Origin of the sequence: Mycobacterium sp. (genome assembly GCF_002863225.1) — a bacterium.
Lineage (GTDB): Bacteria > Actinomycetota > Actinomycetes > Mycobacteriales > Mycobacteriaceae > Mycobacterium.
Genome location: NZ_PKEK01000043.1, coordinates 1 through 18,630, shown reverse-complemented (window position 1 = coordinate 18,630; position 18,630 = coordinate 1). Strand labels below are relative to the sequence as shown.

The 18,630-nt window shown below is 66.9% G+C and carries 15 protein-coding genes and 1 pseudogene; 3 read left to right on the top strand and 13 right to left on the bottom strand.

Features of this window, described 5'->3' with window-relative positions:
- Window positions 1–14 precede the first annotated feature (14 nt).
- Genes CYU59_RS13915 through CYU59_RS13905 form a run of 3 tightly spaced genes read left to right on the top strand, consistent with a single transcriptional unit; the run spans window position 15 to window position 2,090 of the window.
- Window positions 15–665, top strand: a complete 651-nt coding sequence (locus tag CYU59_RS13915; protein ID WP_292990458.1) for a septum formation initiator family protein — start codon at window positions 15–17, stop codon at window positions 663–665.
- The gene (locus tag CYU59_RS13910; protein ID WP_292990456.1) at window positions 658–1,152 is read left to right on the top strand and encodes a DUF501 domain-containing protein; all 495 of its coding nucleotides are present in this window, start codon (window positions 658–660) and stop codon (window positions 1,150–1,152) included. The genes CYU59_RS13915 and CYU59_RS13910 overlap by 8 nt, the downstream gene beginning before the upstream one ends.
- Window positions 1,149–2,090 (top strand): Ppx/GppA phosphatase family protein, encoded by a 942-nt coding sequence (locus CYU59_RS13905; protein WP_292990454.1) that lies wholly within the window; start codon window positions 1,149–1,151, stop codon window positions 2,088–2,090. Before CYU59_RS13910 ends, CYU59_RS13905 begins: the two co-directional genes overlap by 4 nt.
- 1 nt (window position 2,091) lies before the next feature.
- On the opposite strand, the gene CYU59_RS13900 is transcribed toward CYU59_RS13905, so the two are convergent.
- From CYU59_RS13900 to CYU59_RS13840, 13 genes and pseudogenes are all read right to left on the bottom strand, one after another.
- Window positions 2,092–3,495: a PPE family protein gene (locus CYU59_RS13900; RefSeq protein ID WP_292990452.1), complete on the bottom strand. Its 1,404-nt coding sequence runs from the start codon at window positions 3,493–3,495 to the stop codon at window positions 2,092–2,094.
- Window positions 3,496–3,566: 71 nt separating this feature from the next.
- Window positions 3,567–4,949: a PPE domain-containing protein gene (locus tag CYU59_RS13895; protein ID WP_292990450.1), complete on the bottom strand. Its 1,383-nt coding sequence runs from the start codon at window positions 4,947–4,949 to the stop codon at window positions 3,567–3,569.
- A gap of 596 nt (window positions 4,950–5,545) precedes the next feature.
- Window positions 5,546–7,339 (bottom strand): NAD-binding protein, encoded by a 1,794-nt coding sequence (locus CYU59_RS13890; RefSeq protein WP_292990448.1) that lies wholly within the window; start codon window positions 7,337–7,339, stop codon window positions 5,546–5,548.
- A 161-nt stretch (window positions 7,340–7,500) separates the two neighbouring features.
- Complete coding sequence (locus CYU59_RS13885; protein WP_292990445.1) at window positions 7,501–8,181, bottom strand: response regulator; 681 nt, start codon at window positions 8,179–8,181, stop codon at window positions 7,501–7,503.
- A 19-nt stretch (window positions 8,182–8,200) separates the two neighbouring features.
- Window positions 8,201–10,750, bottom strand: a complete 2,550-nt coding sequence (locus CYU59_RS13880; protein ID WP_292990478.1) for a sensor histidine kinase KdpD — start codon at window positions 10,748–10,750, stop codon at window positions 8,201–8,203.
- A 44-nt stretch (window positions 10,751–10,794) separates the two neighbouring features.
- Entirely contained in the window at window positions 10,795–11,703 is a 909-nt protein-coding gene (locus CYU59_RS13875) for a potassium-transporting ATPase subunit C (RefSeq protein WP_292990442.1), read from the bottom strand.
- Between the two features lie 63 nt (window positions 11,704–11,766).
- Window positions 11,767–13,935: a potassium-transporting ATPase subunit KdpB gene (kdpB, locus tag CYU59_RS13870; RefSeq protein ID WP_292990440.1), complete on the bottom strand. Its 2,169-nt coding sequence runs from the start codon at window positions 13,933–13,935 to the stop codon at window positions 11,767–11,769.
- Window position 13,936: 1 nt separating this feature from the next.
- Window positions 13,937–15,598 carry a potassium-transporting ATPase subunit KdpA gene (gene kdpA, locus CYU59_RS13865; protein ID WP_292990437.1) on the bottom strand — a complete coding sequence of 554 codons (1,662 nt, stop codon included), beginning with the start codon at window positions 15,596–15,598 and terminating at the stop codon, window positions 13,937–13,939.
- Window positions 15,599–15,688 (bottom strand): K(+)-transporting ATPase subunit F, encoded by a 90-nt coding sequence (gene kdpF / locus CYU59_RS13860; RefSeq protein ID WP_292990435.1) that lies wholly within the window; start codon window positions 15,686–15,688, stop codon window positions 15,599–15,601.
- Window positions 15,685–15,876: a hypothetical protein gene (locus CYU59_RS13855; RefSeq protein WP_292990433.1), complete on the bottom strand. Its 192-nt coding sequence runs from the start codon at window positions 15,874–15,876 to the stop codon at window positions 15,685–15,687. Before CYU59_RS13855 ends, kdpF begins: the two co-directional genes overlap by 4 nt.
- Window positions 15,877–16,011: 135 nt before the next feature.
- Window positions 16,012–17,496: a HAMP domain-containing sensor histidine kinase gene (locus tag CYU59_RS13850; RefSeq protein ID WP_292990431.1), complete on the bottom strand. Its 1,485-nt coding sequence runs from the start codon at window positions 17,494–17,496 to the stop codon at window positions 16,012–16,014.
- An 18-nt stretch (window positions 17,497–17,514) separates the two neighbouring features.
- On the bottom strand, window positions 17,515–18,282 hold the full coding sequence (locus tag CYU59_RS13845) for a response regulator transcription factor (RefSeq protein WP_292990428.1): 768 nt from the start codon (window positions 18,280–18,282) through the stop codon (window positions 17,515–17,517).
- Between the two features lie 226 nt (window positions 18,283–18,508).
- Window positions 18,509–18,630, bottom strand: a pseudogene (locus CYU59_RS13840) (type VII secretion protein EsxI); the annotation flags it as partial.

The following is an 18,630-nucleotide window of genomic DNA, read 5'->3' as shown; positions in this document are numbered from 1 at the left end:
GAAGGTCACTCCTGATGCCCGAATCGAAACGGCCAGAACCGAAGCGGCGCGCACCGGCGTCGCGGCCGGGTCGGGCTGGCGATTCGGTGGGCGGCCGTCCGCGCAAGTCGACGGCGGCGCGGCGTGGTCCCGCCACGTCGACCCGGGCGATGCCCGAGGTCGTCGAACCGATCAAACAGGCGATCGCGGAATCGGCAGAGCATCGCTCGGATCAGCGCCTGGGTCTGACCGCGCGGCGGGCGGCGATCCTCGCGGCGGTGATCTGCGTGCTGACCTTGACCATCGCCGGTCCGGTCCGCACCTACTTCGCCCAACGCACCGAGATGAAGCAGCTCGCGGCATCGGAATCAGCTCTGCGTCAACAGATTTCCGAATTGGAGCAGCAGAAGGGCAAGCTCGGCGACCCCGCGTACATTGCGGCACAGGCTCGCGAGCGGCTCGGCTTCGTCATGCCGGGCGAGATCCCCTACCAGGTTCAGCTGCCGCCCGGCGCGGTGCTGCCGACTGACCCCGGCTCGCAGCCGAAGACGGCCCCCAACAACGACCCCTGGTACACCTCGCTGTGGCACACCATCGCCGACAGCCCGCACGGCGCACCGGTTCCCGCGCCAGCTCCGCCACCGGCACCACCCCCGGCCCCGAACGGCCTGCCGCCCGGTGGTTGATCCTGTCGACCTCGAGGCGGTCGCCCGCCAGCTGGGCCGCGAGCCACGCGGAGTGCTCGACATCGCCTACCGGTGCCCCAATGGTGAACCCGCTGTGGTCAAGACCTCGCCGAAACTGCCGGACGGAACGCCGTTTCCGACGTTGTACTACCTGACGCATCCGGCGCTGACCGCGGCCGCGAGCCGGCTGGAGACCACCGGGATGATGCGGGAGATGACGCAGCGTCTGCAGTCCGACGCCGAGCTGGCCGCCGCCTACCGGCGCGCCCACGAATCCTTCCTGGCTGAACGGGATTCCATCGAGCCGTTGGGCACCACGTTCTCCGGCGGTGGGATGCCCGACCGGGTCAAGTGCCTGCACGTGCTGATCGCGCATTCGCTGGCGAAAGGCCGGGGGCTCAACCCGTTCGGCGACGAGGCGCTGGCGGTGCTGGCCGTCGAACCCTCGATGGCCGGAATACTGGAACCGGGGGAGTGGACACCGTGACCCGCCTGGCTGCGATTGACTGTGGCACGAACTCGATCCGGTTGCTGATCGCCGACGCCTCCGACGGGCTCCTGAGCGACGTGCATCGCGAGATGCGCATCGTGCGACTCGGTCAGGGTGTGGACGCCACCGGTCAATTCGCGCCGGAGGCATTGCAGCGCACCCGGTCTGCGCTCGCGGACTACGCACAGTTGTGCGTCGGGCACGGTGTCGACCGCGTCCGGATGGTAGCCACGTCGGCCACCCGCGACGCCGGCAATCGTGACGTCTTCTTCGAGATGACGGCCGATCTGCTCGGCGCCGTGGCGGACGGCGCCGTCGCCGAGGTGATTAGCGGCGCGCAGGAGGCTGAGCTGTCGTTCCGCGGTGCGGTCAACGAATTGGATTCTGCAGCGGGCCCGTTCGTGATCGTCGACCTGGGCGGTGGATCGACCGAGGTGGTGTTGGGGACGGACACCGTCGCGGCGAGCTTCTCGGCTGACATCGGCTGCGTGCGACTGACCGAGCGGTGCCTGCACTCCGACCCGCCGACGGCCGCGGAGGTGGACGCGGCGCGTGCGGTGGTGCGGGAACGACTCGGCGAGGCGTTACGCGTCGTGCCGGTGGAACGCGCGCGCACCTGGGTCGGGCTGGCCGGCACGATGACGACGGTTGCGGCGCTCGCCCACGACATGACGACGTATGACTCTGCGGCCATTCACCTTTCGCGTGTCGGCGTGGATCGGTTGCTCACCGTCTGCGACGGGCTGATCGGCATGCCGCGCGCCCGGCGGGCGGCGCTGGGACCCATGCATGAAGGCCGGGTCGACGTGATCGGCGGCGGTGCGATCGTGATCGAAGAACTGGCGAGCGCGCTGCGCGAGCGGGCCGGCATCGAGGAGTTGACCGTCAGCGAGCACGACATCTTGGACGGCATCGCGCTGTCGATCTCCGACTGACCTACTGCCCGAACGAAATCTTCAGCAGCTGCTTTTTCTGCTCGGTGTAGTCCTGCTCGCTCAACCGCCCGGCGGCGTGCTGCTCGGCGATGTCGCGGATCGCGGCCGCCACACCCGTCATCACGGACCGCGGGGCCGGTGTCGCCTCGGTCTCGCCGTCGGTGTCGTCGGCGTCGTCGGCACCCGTCAGCCGAGCCGGTCTGCTGTCCTCATTGACAGCACCGGTTGCGGGCGAGCCGGCCATCGCCTGCCCGGCCATCCCGCTGATCCCCATCTGGTTCAACGTATTTGCCGCCCCGGCCTCGGCGGCGGGTGCGGCTGCGGCGTTGGCGGCGCTGAGCGGGGTCGCGTGCGCGGTCGGCTCGACCTCGCCTGCGGCCACCGTCCAATTTCGCGGTACCGACAACTTGCCGATCGATTCCGCGTCCTGCATGCCCGCCACGAAGGCACCCTGCGCGCTGGGGGTCGGGTTGAGGATGGTCGCGGGAAAGTCGTTGGACGGCAGACCACTTGGCCTGATGTACGGGTCTTCGCCGTTCCAGCTGCTGATGATCCCGTCGGTGTGCTGGCCGGTCTCCGAATCCACGATGACGAAGGGAAGATCCACCAGGGTTCCCATCACGCTCTGCGGTATGACAGCGGTGAAGAGGGCAACGTCAGCGGGCGCGGACAGGAAAATGGAAATGAGATCACTCAAAGTGTCCAGGGTGTCTCCGGCGGCCGCGGTACCGGTGCCGGCCGAATCGGACGTCGCCAGCCCTTGCAGCGCGTTAGGCACCGCCGAAAAGCTCTGCTGCACAGACGAAACAGTGCTTTGCGCCTGGCCGGCAGCGGTGTTGGTGGCCTGACCGACCGCGGCGGCCTGACCGGCCGACGAACCGGGATCGGTATTCTGCCGCGGCTCGGTGAAGGGCGTCAGCGACGTCGCGGCCGCCGAGGACGCCGCGTAGCCGTACATCGCTGCGGCGTCCTGCGCCCACATCTCCGCGTACTGGATCTCAGTGGCCGCGATCGCTGGCGTGTTCTGCCCCAGGAAGTTCGTCGCTACCAGCGCCGCCAGCAGGCTGCGGTTGGCCGCGATCACCGGCGGAGGCACGGTCATGGCGAATGCCGTCTCGTATCCTGCCGCCGCCGCATGTGCCTGGGTGGCGGATTGTTCAGCCTGCGCCGCGGTGGCACTGAGCCACTCGACGAAAGTGGCGGCTGCGGCACTCATCGTCGCCGACGACGGCCCCGACCAGTCTTGGGACAGCTCCGAAACGGTCGACTGGTAACCGCTGGCCGCGGTGTACAGCTCGTCGGCCAGCGCCATCCAGGCCTGCGCAGCGGCCAGCATCGGCCCTGATCCCGGACCGGAATACATCCGGCCGGAGTTTATCTCCGGCGGATAGAAACCGAAATCCATTGCTGCGCATTCCCTTTGTCTCTGTGACGCGGCCTGACAACTGATGAAGCCGCCAGACGGTGGTGGGCATTTCAGCGGCCAAGCAGGCGGTTCTTCTGCTCGGTGTATTCCTCGTCGGTGAGGATTCCTTCGTCGCGAAGCTTGGTGAACTCCCGCAACTCGGCCGCGACACCGGTGATCACCGCTCGCGGCTTCGCCGGCGTTGTCTCGTCGTCACCGCCGGTTAGCTTGCGATCATTGGCTTTTGGCGTATCGGTAGGCCGAGCCACAACACCGCGGGCTCGGCTGACGCCGGTGCCGACGGTGCCGGCCATCGCTCGGCCGGCCATCCCGGACAAGGCCATCTCGCTCAACGCGCTGCCCGAGGCGCCGGACAGTGATTCGCCGGCGACGGTGGTGGCCGGCAAAGCCGGCAGAGTCACCGCGGTCGGTTTGACCGCAGGCGTGGCGACCGTCCAACTCGGGGGTACCGACAGACCGCCGACGGTGTTCGCCTCGCCGATACCCGCGGACAGCCGAGGCGACGGCACCGTGCCGGCCGGCAAGTTCAGCAGGGGTGCCGGGAACGGCTGCACCGGCGCGGGTCCGACGCCGGGCCACGGCGTCTGCCCGTTCCAGCCGCTCACGATCTTGTCGGTGTGTTGACCGGTCAGCGCGCTGATGACGTCGAAGGGAAGTGCGACCACACTGAGGGTCCCCAGGGGTATGTCGGCGGTGAATGTCGCGACGTTGGCCGGCACGTCCAAGAAGATGGCGATCAGGTCGCTGAGCGTGCCCAGCGGGTCGCCCGCGGCGGCAGGAGCCGCGGCCGCGCTCGACAGCGCGGACGGAACGGCCGAGAAAGCCTGCTGGATCGAGCTCTGCGCATTGCCGGCGGCGTTACCGGTGGCCTGGCCGACTGCGGCGGCCTGATTGGCCGAGGCACTCGGGTCGGTGTTCTGCTGAGGCGGATTGAAGGGCGTCAGTTGTGTCGCGGCCGCCGACGACGCCGCGTAGCCGTACATCGCCGCTGCGTCTTGCGCCCACATCTCGCCGTACTGCGCCTCGTTCGCCGCGATCGCCTGGGTGTTGCGGCCGAACAGGTTGGTGGCGATCAGCGTCGCGAGCAGGCTGCGGTTGGCCGCCACCATCGGCGGCGGAACGGTCGCGGTGAAGGCTGCCTGGTAGGCGGCGGCGGCGGATTTCGCCTGCGCGCCGGTTTGCTCGGCCTGTGCGGCGGTGGTTCGCAACCACGCCGCGTACGACGCTGCCGCCGCGCTCATCGAGGTCGCGGCGGGCCCCATCCACTGGCCGGATGTCAGCCCGGAGATAACGGATGAATACGAGCTCGCCAGCGACTGCAGTTCACCGGCGAGTGAATCCCAGGCCTCCGCAGCGACCAGTAGGGGTTCCACCCCGGCGCCGGCATACATGCGGGCGGAGTTGATCTCCGGCGGGTAACTCCCAAAATACATTGCTCGCCGACTCCTCTAATTCACCCCGGTCGAGCCGGCCCAGCACCCAGCTGTCGCCGTCGGGTGAATGGTGGCACGTGCGGTGATGGTTGTCGCTTGCGTACCCGGCGCGTCGTGAGCCGCCGTCAGAATCGTTACCGGTCTCGAGGTGCATCCGTCCGCGCCGATCACCGCGTCGCAGGGCGCGGACAGGCGCTCGCGACATTCCGGCTCAGCGCTCCCCGAAAGCATGATTTTCCTCTCCGACAATGGTCGAGCAAACCGCCTGAAATCTGGCGCCGAGTGGTGAACACCACATCCACCAGCGCGATATCTTGGCCGGTAGACAAGCCATTATCGGATTTTGACCCGAGATACACAATTCGTTGTCTCAACGCACCGACTAGGCGCGCCAGCAATCACTGATATCTATCAGGTTTATCCTTTGTATTTCTCAGGTTCACCGAACCGTCGACACCCGTTTTTGCGCCTTCGTGCACCAGCTCGGGCCCGATACTAAGCGGTCAGCGGCATAGTCTCGCGGTGGGAGCTGCCTCTCCAGCGAGTTGCCAGGTTTCAGCCAGCATGTTGTACGAATGGTTTGCTCGGGCGGTCGCTCAGCCGGTCCATGCCCGGGGGCCGGCGCTGATGTCAGCCGCGGTCTCGGGTGCTTCGGCGACGCCGTCGGCGGCTTCCTCAGCTGCCACCGCGTGCCGCGGCGGCAGTCCCTTGCGCAGCGTGGCCACCAGGTCCCGGTACGGCCCGACCAAATAGACGGTGTCGCCGTCGCGCAGCGGGTTCTCGTGACGGGGGTGCAGGTCGATGGGGGAGTCCTGCCGGCAGATGGCGATCACCCGCGTCCGGGGCGACAGGTCGCCCATCGGCAGGCCGTCGAGCTCGCTGCCCTCGGCCACCAGCATTGCGCCGACCATGAACGAGCTCTGGCCGATCGAGAAGGTGCCCAGCACTTCCACGCCCATCGCGGCCCCGATGAACCACGGCGCGGCCAACGCGACCGAGGAACGGACGTTCTCGAAACCGAACCGCTGCGCGACCGCCAGTCCCAGCGCCCGGTCGTACACCCGGAGCACCACTGAGATGTCGGCGCGCTTGTTGTCCTTGGGCACCACCTTCGGGCCCAGCATCTCGGCCAGCACGATGCCGGTCTCGATGTTGATCATGTCGTCACGGGTCAGCACCGCCACCGCGCGGGCCCGCTCCACCCGTGCCGCTTCCAGCGTCTGCCGCAGCGTCGCGTCGCCGAAGATCACCGGGACGTCCAGTGCCCGCGCCGCCGACAGGAACCGGTTGTCCTCGTTGATCTCGATCACCGCGACGTCGTGGCCCGCTTCGACCAGGTCGGCGATCACCCGCATCCCGAGGGCGCTGAGCCCGACCACGATGACGTGGTTGCGCAGGTGGCGCATCCGGGGTCGCGCCGAGGCGAAGACGAAGCGACGGGACAGCAGCACGTCGGCGATGAACGCCACCAGCAGGGCGATGGTGGTGGCTCCGCCGAACATCAACATGGCGGCGAACATGCGCAGCCAGGTCTCCTGGTGGGCGAAGCTGAAGTCGCCGTAGCCCGTCGTCGTGATCGTCTCGATGGTGAAGTACAGCGCGTCGACCCAGGACATCCGCGGGTGTTGATAGTTGAAGCGCAACAACAACATCGAGATGACGACAAGGGTCAAGGCGGCCGCCAGGGCGGGATAGAAGGCCGGATTGAAGTCGTTGACGACGGTGCGCACTGCGTCGAGCGCCCGTCGCACTCCGAGCCGCTGCGTCTGCGTCCGGACCTGCTGCCGGATCTTGAGGCCGCGCTGGGCGGACTCATCGGCGGTACCGATCATCACCGCGCGGTCGCCGGCAAGCACCCGCTGGTTGCGGGTCGGGCAGACCTCGATCTCACCCGGACTCGACGAGTTCTCGCCGTGGATTATCGCCACCGGGGCCAGATCTCCGTAGATCTCCCGCAGGGTGGCGGCCCGCGGTGCTTCGCTGCCCGAGACCAGGAATTCGGTTCCGGCCGCCTCGAACGGGTGGGTCCGGCGGGCCAGGCATGCTTCGACCACCGACCCCGCGGTCAGTTCGGCAACGTCGAGGATCGCGCCGGGGCCGTTGTCGGCAGCCACCGCCGCCCGCAGCACGTCATTGGCCAACCTGGCCACAACACGCACTGACGGGTTGGATCTCCTTGCCAGCAAGGCGATTTCGAGATTGGCCGCGTCATCGTCACCCGCGCATACGACCGCGAGTGCATCGGCGATCTCGGCTTGCTCGAGTTTGTCGCAGACCGGGGTGAGGTCGCCGTTGCCCAGCCTGACTACCGTTGTGCCGGCGCTCTCCAGCTCCTCGATGATGGTGGTGGCCAGCGCGTCGTCACCGCTGACAATGATGTGGTGCTGCATGTTCTCGTCCGCCACTCTGCACGGGTGGGCATCGGCTTTGCTGTCGCCGTTCCTGAAATAGGTTACACCACGGGCTTACATGTTCTCGAAACAACGTCGGATTTTGCTGGGAAGGGCCGGCCTCGCTGCCGAGGGCGTAAGCCGCTCTGGTGCAACGGCTTTCAGACCTCGAAGCGATATCCCATCCCGGCCTCGGTGAGCAGATGGGCGGGGTGCGACGGGTCGTCTTCGAGCTTGCGGCGCAATTGTGCGAGAAACACACGGAGATAATGGGTTTCCGTCGCGTACTTGGGCCCCCACACCTCGCGGAGCAACTCTTCACGCCCGACCAGCTTGCCGCGGTTGCGCACCAGCATCTCCAGCATGCCCCATTCGGTGGGGGTGAGATGGACCTCGGTGCCGTTCTTGATCACCTTCTTGGCCGAGAGGTCGACCAGAAACGACTTGGTCTCGACCACCGGGTTGTCCGCGCCGGTGGCCACCGCCGCCCGTCGCACCGCGGCACGCAACCGGGCCAGCAGCTCGTCCATCCCGAACGGCTTGGTCATGTAATCGTCGGCACCGGCGTCGAGCGCTTCGACCTTGTCGGAGGAATCGGTGCGCGCCGACAGCACGATCACCGGGGCGGTGAGCCACCCGCGTAGGCCGCCCAGCACCTCGATGCCCGACATGTCCGGCATCCCCAGATCCAGGATCACCACGTGCGGTGGATGCTCGGCGGCCAGGGTCAGCGCGCGCGATCCGGTCGGCGCAGTGATCACCTCATAGCCGCGGACCGACAGATTGATCCGGAGTGCCCGCAGCAGCTGAGGATCGTCGTCGACCACCATCACTCGAGTCATCGGCGCCACTCCCCGGCGGTCACGACCGCTGCCCCCGCAGCGGCGCGGCCAGATCCACCAGGATGGTCAGCCCCCCGCCCGGCGTATCGCTGGCGGTGACGGTGCCGTCCATCGCCTCGACGAAACCCTTGGCCACCGAAAGACCCAGCCCGAGGCCGGTCGTGGTGTCGAAGTCGCCGAGTCGCTGGAACGGCTGAAACATCTGCTCCGCGGCGCCTTTGGACACCCCGGGCCCGTCGTCGACGACGTTGATCAGCACCCGTGGTCCGACCTGGCCGGCGTTGACCCGCACCACGCTGCCGGGCGCGTAGCGCAGCGCGTTGTCGATCACGTTGGACAGCACCCGTTCCAGCAGGCCGGCGTCACCCATCGCGACCGTCCCGCCGACCTCCACCTTGACCCGGTCGATGCTGGCCCGTCCGTAGATGGTGCTGCGCCCGCCGATGCCGACCAGGGCCCGCTGCACCACCTCCTCGAGGTAGACCTCGGTCAGCGCCGGCCGCACCACCCCGGCCGCCAGCCGGGACGAGTCGAGCAGGTTGGCCACCAGCAGGGTCAGCTGATCGACCGATTCCTCGACGGTGGCCAGCAACTCGCTGGTGTCCTCCGGTGAGAACCAGACGTCCTCGGCGCGCAGGCTGGACGCCGCCGCCTTGGCCGCGGTCAACGGGGTCCGCAGGTCGTGGCCGAGGGCCGACAGCAGCAGCCGGCGCAGCTCGTCGGCTTCGGCCAGCGACTTGACCTTTCCGGCCTCCTCGGCGAGCTCACCCCGCTTGACGAGCCCGGCCGCCTGCGTCGCCACCACCGACAGCACCCGGCGGTCGCGGCCGGTCAGCCCCCGCCCGGTCATCAGCATCCAGAACTCTTCGTCGCCGACCTTGACCGCGGTGTCGGCGGAGTCGACCGTCACGCACGACTCGGTGCCGACTCCCGCGACCGGGAGCAGCCGACCGTCTACCTCGCGGACCAGGCACACCGAGCGCTGCGAGTAGGCCTCGCGAACCCGCTCGAGCAGCGCGTTGAGGTCGGCCCCGCGCAGCACCGACGCGGCGAACAACGACAGCAGCTCGGCCTCCTGGCCGGCCCGTCTGGCTTCCCGCGCGCGGCTGGCCGCGGCGTCCACCAGCACGGCGATCGCCATCGCGACCCCGAGCAACAGCACAACGGTCAAAATGTTGCTCTTGCTGCTGACCGCGAAGGAGTACCGCGGCTCGGTATGGAAGTAATCCAGCAGTACGCCCGAAAGGACCCCCGCCAGCAGCGCGGGCGAGACGCCGCCGAACAGCGCGACACCGACGATGCCGGCGAAGAACAGTGCGGACTTCCCTCCGATGTCCAGAGTCGGATCCAGGCGGGTCGTGAGCGCCAGGATCGCCAGCGGCAGCACGACGGCCGCCAGCCAGGACACCACCTGGCGGGCGCGCGGCGAGATAGCCGACATCGCCAGACCGCGGTTGGCCGCCTCGTGGCTGACCATGTGGACGTCGATCTTGCCCGAATTCTTGATGGTGGTCGCGCCGATGCCCTCGCTGAAGACGCTGGCCCACCGCGATCGACGCGAGCTGCCGAGCACCAACTGGGTGGCGTTGGTCTCGCGGGCGAAATCGAGTAGCGCGCCGGACACGTCCTCACCCACCACGACGTGCACGGTGGCCCCGATGCTGCCGGCGAGCTCGCGCACCTTGCCCATCTCGCGCGGCGACACCCCGGACAGCCCGTCGCCGCGAACGACGTGTACCACCATCAGTTGCGCGCTGGATTTCGACGCGATGCGAGATGCCCTGCGCACCAACGTCTCCGACTCTGGTCCGCCGGTCACCGCGACGACCACCCGCTCGCGGGCCTCCCAGGTGTCGGTGATCTTCTTGTCGGCTCGGTATTTCGCCAGTGCGGAGTCGACCTGGTCGGCCAGCCACAGCAACGCGATCTCGCGCAGCGCGGTCAGGTTGCCGGCGCGAAAGTAATTGGTCAGCGCCGCGTCGATCCGTTCGGACGGGTAGACGTTTCCATGAGCCAACCTGCGCCGCAACGCTTCCGGGGTGATGTCGACCAGTTCGATCTGAGCCGCTTTCCGGACGATCTCGTCGGGCACGGTCTCCCGCTGCTCGATGCCGGTGATTTGCGCGACGACGTCGTTGAGGCTCTCCAGGTGCTGCACGTTGAGGGTCGAGATCACCATGATGCCCGCGTCGAGCAGCGCTTCGATGTCTTCCCAGCGCTTTTCGTGGGTGCTGCCCGGGATGTTGCTGTGGGCGTATTCGTCGACGAGTGCGACTTCGGGCTTGCGCGCCAGCACGGCGTCGATGTCGAGTTCGGGAAAGGTGCTGCCGCGGTACGAGATGTAGTGCGGCGGGATGACTTCGATGCCCTCGAGGAGCTCGCCGACCTTCTTGCGGCCATGCGTCTCGACGACGGCTGCGACGACATCGGTCCCGCGTTCGAGCCGGCGGTGCGCCTCGCCGAGCATGGCGCACGTCTTGCCGACGCCGGGCGCCGCACCCAGGTAGATGCGCAGCTCGCCGCGTCGCTGCGAATGCACCCGATGAGCCAGCGGATCGTCGTAGGTCACCGGCTCGTTGGTTGAGGTCACCTCGCCATCATCCTCCGGCAGGATCAAGACTTCGCCGGTGACTGGCGATCCAGCTCGAGGTTGACCGCGAGCACGTTGACCACCGGTTCGCCCACGAACCCGAGCAGCCGGCCGTGCTGGTTGTGCCGCACGGCGTCACGCACCTGCCCGACGCTGACACCCCGGGCCCGGGCCACCCGGGCCACCTGCAGTTCGGCATAGGCCGGTGAGATGTCGGGGTCCAGACCGCTGCCGCTGGCGGTGACCGCATCGGCCGGCACTTCCGGCTGTTCGGGCGCCGAGCCGCGAATCGGAACGAGTTGGCCGACCGAGTAGTCGCGGCCGTACTGCGCGCACTGCACCACCGCACCCCGGAAGAGACGCTGGAACACCATGGTCGGCGGGCTCCCGGGCTTCGAGCAGGGCTCGTTGACACTGACCACCGTGACCGGATGGGTGACGTTGCCGGCCCGGTCCCGCGGGCCGATCACCGAGAGCACCGCGCCGACGCCGCCGCCGGTGCAGAACGGCCTTGAGCCGTCGACCTTTTCGAGGTGACCGATCGCCAGGCTGCGCGAGCAGACCTGGGTCAACAGGCTGGGTTTGAAGCCGGCGCCGGAGGGGTCCGCCGGAGTGTCGACGACGCTCTCCGGGCCCAGGTTGCTGCTGCCCGATGCGGTCGGGTCGTAGCCCGCCCCCGCGGCCGAGGGCCTGCTCTGGAAGTACCGGGGCAGCGGGTTACCGTTCGTGTCGGTGAACGACTGCCCAATCAGCTTGCTGCCCACTGCTTTTCCATTACTGCTGAGGATCGAGCCATCCGCCTTGGGCGCCAGACCGGGAAGCTGCGCGATGGCCCAGACGACCAGCGGGTAGACGACCCCGGTGATCACCGTCAACGCCAGCAGCGCGCGCAGCGCCGCCCAGTGCTGCCGAAGCACGTTCGTCAGGTTCATCCGCGCCGCTCCTCCTGATTGCCGGCGGTCATGCGCCGCTCACCCGCGCCGTCCGGAAACATCTCAGCCCATCCCCGGAATGAACTGCACGCCGAGGTCGATCAGCTTGATGCCGACGAACGGGGCGACGACGCCGCCGAGGCCGTAGATGTAGAGGTTGCGGCTCAACAGTTTTGAGGCGCTGCTCGGTGTGTACTGAACTCCGCGCAGCGCCAGCGGGATCAGCACCACGATGATGATCGCGTTGAAGATCACCGCGGACAGGATCGCCGACTGCGGGCTGTGCAACCGCATGATGTTGATCGAGGCCAGGCCGGGGAACAGCGCCACGAACATGGCCGGGATGATCGCGAAGTACTTGGCGATGTCGTTGGCGATCGAGAAGGTGCTCAACGCGCCGCGGGTGATCAACAGCTGCTTGCCGATCTCGACGATCTCGATCAGCTTGGTGGGATCGGAGTCCAGATCGACCATGTTGCCGGCCTCTTTGGCCGCACTGGTGCCGCTGTTCATCGCGACCCCGACATCGGCCTGCGCCAGCGCCGGCGCGTCGTTGGTGCCGTCACCGGTCATGGCGACCAGTCGGCCGCCCTGCTGCTCGCGCTTGATTAACGCCAACTTGTCTTCCGGGGTGGCCTCGGCGAGGAAGTCGTCGACGCCGGCCTCGTCGGCAATCGCCTTGGCCGTCAACGGATTGTCACCGGTGATCATCACGGTACGAATGCCCATCTTGCGCATCTCGTCGAACCGGGCGCGCATGCCGTGCTTGACGATGTCCTTGAGGTGGATGACACCGAGCACCTGGGCGGTCGGGCCGTCGGAGCCGTCGCTGACCACGCCGACCACCAGCGGGGTGCCACCGGCGGCGGAGATCCCGTCGACCACGTCGCCCAGTGCGGCCGGGATCTCGCCGCCCTGTTCGCGGATCCAGTTGGCCACCGAGCTCGCTGCGCCCTTGCGCAGCTGTCGTCCGTCGAGGTCGACACCGGACATTCGGGTCGTCGCGGTGAACTCGATCCACTGCGCGTGGGCGAGCTCACCCGGCGGGCGCTCGCGTAACCCGTAGTTTTCCTTGGCGTACACCACGATCGAGCGGCCTTCGGGCGTCTCGTCGGCCAGACTGGACAACTGGGCGGCGTCCGCCAATTCCTCCGCCGTGACGCCGTCGACCGGGATGAACTCGGAGGCTTCACGGTTGCCGAGGGTGATCGTGCCGGTTTTGTCCAGCAGCAGGGTGTCCACGTCGCCGGCGGCCTCGACCGCGCGGCCCGACATCGCCAGCACGTTGCGCTGGATCAACCGGTCCATGCCGGCGATGCCGATTGCGGACAGCAGGGCGCCGATTGTGGTGGGAATCAAGCACACCAGCAGCGCCACCAGCACAACACCGTCGACGCCGTTGCCGGTCAGTGCGGCGGTGTCCGCCACCCCCGGATTGTTGAGCTTGGAGTAGATCGCCAGCGGCTGCAGGGTCACCACCGCGAACAGGAAGATGATGGTGAGCGCCGCCAGCAGGATGTTCAACGCGATCTCGTTGGGCGTCTTCTGCCGGTTGGCGCCTTCGACGAGCGCGATCATCCGGTCGATGAAGCTCTTGCCCGGCTCCTGGGTGATCTTGACGACGATCCGGTCGGACAGCACGGTGGTTCCGCCGGTGACCGCGGACCGGTCGCCACCGGACTCGCGGATCACCGGCGCCGACTCCCCGGTGATCGCCGATTCGTTGACCGAGGCAATGCCTTCGACGATCTCGCCGTCACCCGGAATGGTCTCACCGGTCTCGACGACGACGATGTCACCGCGCTGCAACTCCGGCGCGCGCACGTCCTCTTCGGTGCCGGGCTTGCCGGGTGCCCAGCCGACGAGTCGGCGGGCGATGGTGTCGGCCTTCGACTTACGCAAGGTATCGGCTTGGGCTTTGCCGCGACCCTCGGCGACCGCCTCGGCCAGGTTGCCGAAAAGCACTGTCAGCCAGAGCCAGAACACGATCAGCCAGCCGAACCAGGACTGGTTGCGCAGCGTCAGCACACTCGACCAGACCGCGCCGACCTCGACGATCAGCATGACCGGATTGCGCCACAGCGTGCGCGGGTCGAATTTGCGGACAGCGTCAGGGAGGGCTTTGAACAGCAAGCCCAGATCGATGAGGCCGCCCTGGACCGGGGCCGGGCCGCTGTGCTGGGGGCGCGGTGCTCGGTTGGAGCTCGGCTTGAGGGCCGTTGAGCTGGTCATGTCAGTGGATTCCTTCGGCGAGGGGACCGAGCGCCAATGCCGGCAGGAACGTCAAGGCGCACAGCACAACTGTCACCGCGGCGACCAGGCCGACGAACTGGGGCCGGTGGGTGGGAAGGGTGCCCGGCGATTCGGGTGTATGCCCTTGGCGGGCCAGCGAACCGGCCAGGGCCAAGACCAGAATCATCGGCAGGAATCTGGCCAGCACCATCGCCAAGCCCAGTGCGGTGTTGAACCACGTGGTGTTGGCCGACAACCCGGCGAAGGCCGAACCGTTGTTGTTGGATGCCGAGGTGAACGCATAGAGCACCTCCGAAAGACCGTGCGCGCCAGCGTTGTTCATGCCCGCTCGCGGCCCGGGAAGGGCCATGGCGATACCGGTTCCGACCAGCACCAGCAACTCGGTCACCGGGAAATAGCTTGCTGCCAGCTTCATTTCGCGCGGCCGGATCTTCTTGCCGAGGTACTCCGGTGTGCGGCCCACCATCAGCCCGGCGACGAACACGGTGAGGATGGCCATGATCAGCATGCCGTACAGGCCCGAGCCGACGCCACCGGGCGCGACCTCGCCGATCTGCATGTTCAGCAACTGGATCAGGCCGCCCAGGCTGGTGTACGAGTCGTGCGCGGAATCGACCGCGCCGGTCGAAGTCAGCGTGGTCGCATCGGCGAACACGGCAGAGTTCGCGACGCCGAACCGCTGCTCCACGCCCTCCATCGCCGAACCGGCCGCGGTGGGCACAGTCCCGTGGTGGCTGAGCTGGAACAGCTCGATCGAGGCCAGGCTGAACGTCGCCAGCACGCCCATGACGGCGACGATCGCGTAGCCCTGCTTGGTGTTGTCGACCATCCGGCCGAAGGTGCGGGGCAGCGAGAAGCTGATCGCCATCATCAGGAAGATCTCCACCCAGTTGCTGACCCTGGTCGGGTTCTCGAACGGGTGCGCGGAGTTGGCGTTGTAGAAGCCGCCGCCGTTGGTACCGAGTTCCTTGATCGCTTCCTGGCTGGCGACCGGGCCGCCGGGGATTGTCTGCGGCGTGCCACTCAGCGTGGTGACCACCTGGTCGTGCAGGTGGAAGTTCTGGATCGCGCCGCCGGCGATCAGGACGATCGCGGCGATGATGGAGATCGGCAGGAGGATTCGCACCGTCCCCCGGACCAGGTCGACCCAGAAGTTGCCGATCTCGTGGGTCCTGCTGCGGGCGAATCCGCGAACCAGGGCGATCGCCACGGCAATTCCCGCAGCGGCCGAGACGAAGTTCTGCACGGCCAGTCCCGCCATCTGGACCAGATGACCCTGCGTCGACTCACCCGCGTAGGCCTGCCAGTTGGTGTTGGTCACGAAGCTGACCGCGGTGTTCCAGGCCAGCGACGGAGTCATCGGGGTCGCCGGGTCGTGCAGGTGCAGCGGCAGCTTGCCCTGGACCAACTGGAAGAAGAACAGGAACAGCACGCTGACCGCTGAGAAGGCCAACAGGCTTCGCGCGTAGGCGTACCACGGCTGTTCGGCCTCGGGGTCCGCGCCGATGATCCGGTAGACCGCTTTCTCGATGCGCCAGTGACGAGTCGAGGTGTAGACGCGGTACATGTAGTCGCCGAGCGGTATGTACACCGCGATCAGTGCCAGCACCAGCAAGGCGATACCCGCGGTGGATGTGCTCACCTAGAACCTCTCCGGGAAGAACAGCGCGGCCACCAGGTAGACCGTCAGCACTGCGGCCAGCCCGAGCCCGATGATGTTGTCGTAACTCACAGCTTTTCGACCAGCTTTTGGGCCCAGCCGAGGATCGCGAACACAGCCAGCGTCAGCAAGACGTAGGCAACCACGGACATCGCTTCTCCGTTCGTGACAAGCCGGTCGGGTCGATCGGTGATCGAGGCTTTGCCCCGGCATGCAAATTTAGTCCCGAGGATCAGGTCTGGAAAGAAGTTAAGCGTCATCGATGTACAAAGCGCCGTCGCTAACGATTTCTTTACAGTGTGTCGCAGAATTTACGTTTGCCGTAAGCGACGTCGGAACCGATGCAGCAGCGTCGAGCGCGATAATCTAGTTTGCTGAGGACACTGTGATGCGCGCTACTTAGCGAGCGGTAAGCGCACCCGGAAAGTAGTTCGGCCGCGAGCGGATTCGGCTTTGACCGACCCGTTGTGCGCTTTGACGATGGAGTCGACAATCGCCAGGCCGAGCCCGTTCCCGCCACCCTCGTGGGGGGCATCCTTGGCACGGACGAACCGATCGAAGAGGTGGGGCAGCAGTTCAGGGTCGATGTCGGGTCCGTCGTCCGCCACCGTCAACTCGGCGTACGAGCCGTCGGTTCCGTTGCGATGACACCTGACTGCCGCCGTCACGGTGACCCCGGCCGGTGTGTGCACCCAGCCGTTTGTCAGCAGATTGCTCACCAGCTGGTGCAGCCGGTCGGAGTCGCCGCTCACCCAGACCGGATCGTCGGGCAGGTCCTTCGTCCAGTTGTGGCTGGGCGCTGCCACCGCGGCGTCGTTGAAGGCATTGAGCACGATGTCGGTCAGGTCGACGTCTTCGGTGCGCAGATCGTCGCCCTCGCCCAACCGCGACAGCAATAGGAGTTCGTCGACGAGCGACGTCATCCGGCGGGCCTCCGACTCGATTCGGGCCAGCGCGTACTCCGTCGTCGGGGGCAGCGCCGCACTGTCCTGGCGGGTGAGCTCGGAGTAGCCCGAGATGGCCGCCAGCGGGGTGCGCAGTTCGTGACTGGCATCGGTGATGAATTGCCGCATGCGACGGTCGGATTCGGTGCGGTGGGCCAGCGCACTGTCGACGTTGTCCAGCAACCGGTTCAACGTGTGGCCGACGATGCCCACCTCATTGTTCGGGTCGGTGTCGTCGGGGGTGACCCTGGTGGTGATGCGATGGTCGTCACCGGTCAACGTGGTACTGGCGACCTCGGCCGCAGTGCCCGCCACCCGGCGAAGCGGCCGTAATGCGTAACCGACGACCAGCGCGGTCAACCCGGCGGTCACGAGTAGCGCAGCGACCGAAAGCACTGTCGCACTGATGATTCGGCCGTTGATGGTCTTGTTGACCAGATCCAGGGTGACGCCGACCACCAGGATCTCCCCGCTGCTGGTCTTCTGGCTGCTGACCCGATACGGCCCGAGCCCGCCGAGCTTGACCGTGCGTATCTCACCGTCGGTCAGGGGCGCGGCTTTGATGGCGGCGATGACGTCGGGGGCCGCCGGTCGCGGGTCGTTCTCGAAGAAGACCACCGAGCCCAACACGTTTCCGTCGCGGATCACGGCGATGACGTTGCCGGGGTTCTGCTCGGTGAATCTCAGCATCGCGTGCTCGATACCACGATGTTGGCTGATCTCACCGGAGCGGTATCTGCTGAACGAATGACTCAGCGTGTCAAGCGATTCGGAAACCTCGGCATCGTTCATCGCGTTGACGTACGACCCCAGGCTGACGACTGAGATGACACCGACCACCAGCATCACGACAGTGACCACCGCCGAGACGCCGAGGACCAACTGTTGACGTAGCGTGCGCGGCCGCCACCACGGAGTCGTTGCGGCTCCGGTCATTGAACAGCTACCTCGGTGTTATGCCGGCGCGCGGAGCATGTACCCGACACCTCGAACGGTGTGGATCATCGGCTCTTTGCCGGCGTCGATCTTCTTCCTCAGGTAGGAAATGTACAGATCGACGATGCTGGTGCGCCCGGCGAAGTCGTAATTCCAGACGCGGTCCAGGATTTCGGTGCGGGTCAGCGCCCGTCGCGGGTTGCGCATCAGGAAACGCAGCAGCTCGAACTCGGTCGAGGAAAGCGAGATCGGGGTGCCCGCCCGGTGCACTTCGTGGCTCGCGCCGTCGAGGGTGAGATCACCGATGGTCAGGCTCTCCTCGGCGGGCGGAGCAAGGTGGTTGGAACGACGCAGCAGGCCCCGTAGCCGGGCGACCAGCTCTTCGAGACTGAACGGCTTGGTCATGTAGTCGTCGGCGCCCGCCGTCAGGCCGGTCACCCGGTCCATCACCGAATCGCGCGCCGTCAGGAACAGGGTGGGCGTGTAGGGACCTGTTTGGCGTACCCGCTGCAGGATCTCCAGCCCGTCGATGTCGGGAAGCATGATGTCGAGGACCAGCACATCGGGTTCCACGTCGTCGAACTTGCTGACCGCTTCGCGGCCGTTGTGGGCGACCTCGACCGTCCAGCCCTCGTAGTGCAAGGCCATCTTGACCAGATTGGTCAGCGCCGGCTCGTCGTCCACCAGCAGAACCCGGATCGGTGATCCGTCGTCGCGGCTGATCCGGGGAAGCTGACCGAGGATTGCCTGACGAGGACGCTGCTCGCGTGTGGTGGTTGCCGTCATGACTGCCATGCTTACTGATTCTCCCCGCCGCACACCCCATTGTCACGAGGCTCATACGGATCTCAAATGTCGCGTAAACCGGGCTGACCAGCGCAGACGGGAATCACTATAGGTCGAGTTCGATTGAACGGCGCCCCGTTACGTCGACTACGCCCGGGGCCGGTGGCGAAAATGGTTGTGGCCCGCACACCTTCGGTGTGCGGGCCACGGGGAACTGCTTGTGTTGTCAGGCCCAGCTGCCGCCGACGGCGGCGTCGGTGCTCGACATGTTGTTGCCGGCGGTCTGCACCTTCTGGCCGTGGCTGTTGGCCTGCTCGTAGATCACCTGGAAGTTGCGTCCCAACGAGG

Bases quoted from the DNA above. Each gene is read 5' to 3' on its own strand.
- CYU59_RS13900 (WP_292990452.1), bottom strand. From the start codon at position 3,495: ATGGATTTCGGTTTCTATCCGCCGGAGATAAACTCCGGCCGGATGTAT.
- kdpB (WP_292990440.1), bottom strand. From the start codon at position 13,935: ATGACCAGCTCAACGGCCCTCAAGCCGAGCTCCAACCGAGCACCGCGC.
- CYU59_RS13855 (WP_292990433.1), bottom strand. From the start codon at position 15,876: ATGACGCTTAACTTCTTTCCAGACCTGATCCTCGGGACTAAATTTGCA.
- CYU59_RS13915 (WP_292990458.1), top strand. From the start codon at position 15: ATGCCCGAATCGAAACGGCCAGAACCGAAGCGGCGCGCACCGGCGTCG.
- CYU59_RS13875 (WP_292990442.1), bottom strand. From the start codon at position 11,703: ATGAACCTGACGAACGTGCTTCGGCAGCACTGGGCGGCGCTGCGCGCG.
- CYU59_RS13885 (WP_292990445.1), bottom strand. From the start codon at position 8,181: ATGACTCGAGTGATGGTGGTCGACGACGATCCTCAGCTGCTGCGGGCA.
- CYU59_RS13895 (WP_292990450.1), bottom strand. From the start codon at position 4,949: ATGTATTTTGGGAGTTACCCGCCGGAGATCAACTCCGCCCGCATGTAT.
- CYU59_RS13850 (WP_292990431.1), bottom strand. From the start codon at position 17,496: ATGACCGGAGCCGCAACGACTCCGTGGTGGCGGCCGCGCACGCTACGT.
- CYU59_RS13845 (WP_292990428.1), bottom strand. From the start codon at position 18,282: ATGACGGCAACCACCACACGCGAGCAGCGTCCTCGTCAGGCAATCCTC.
- CYU59_RS13890 (WP_292990448.1), bottom strand. From the start codon at position 7,339: ATGCAGCACCACATCATTGTCAGCGGTGACGACGCGCTGGCCACCACC.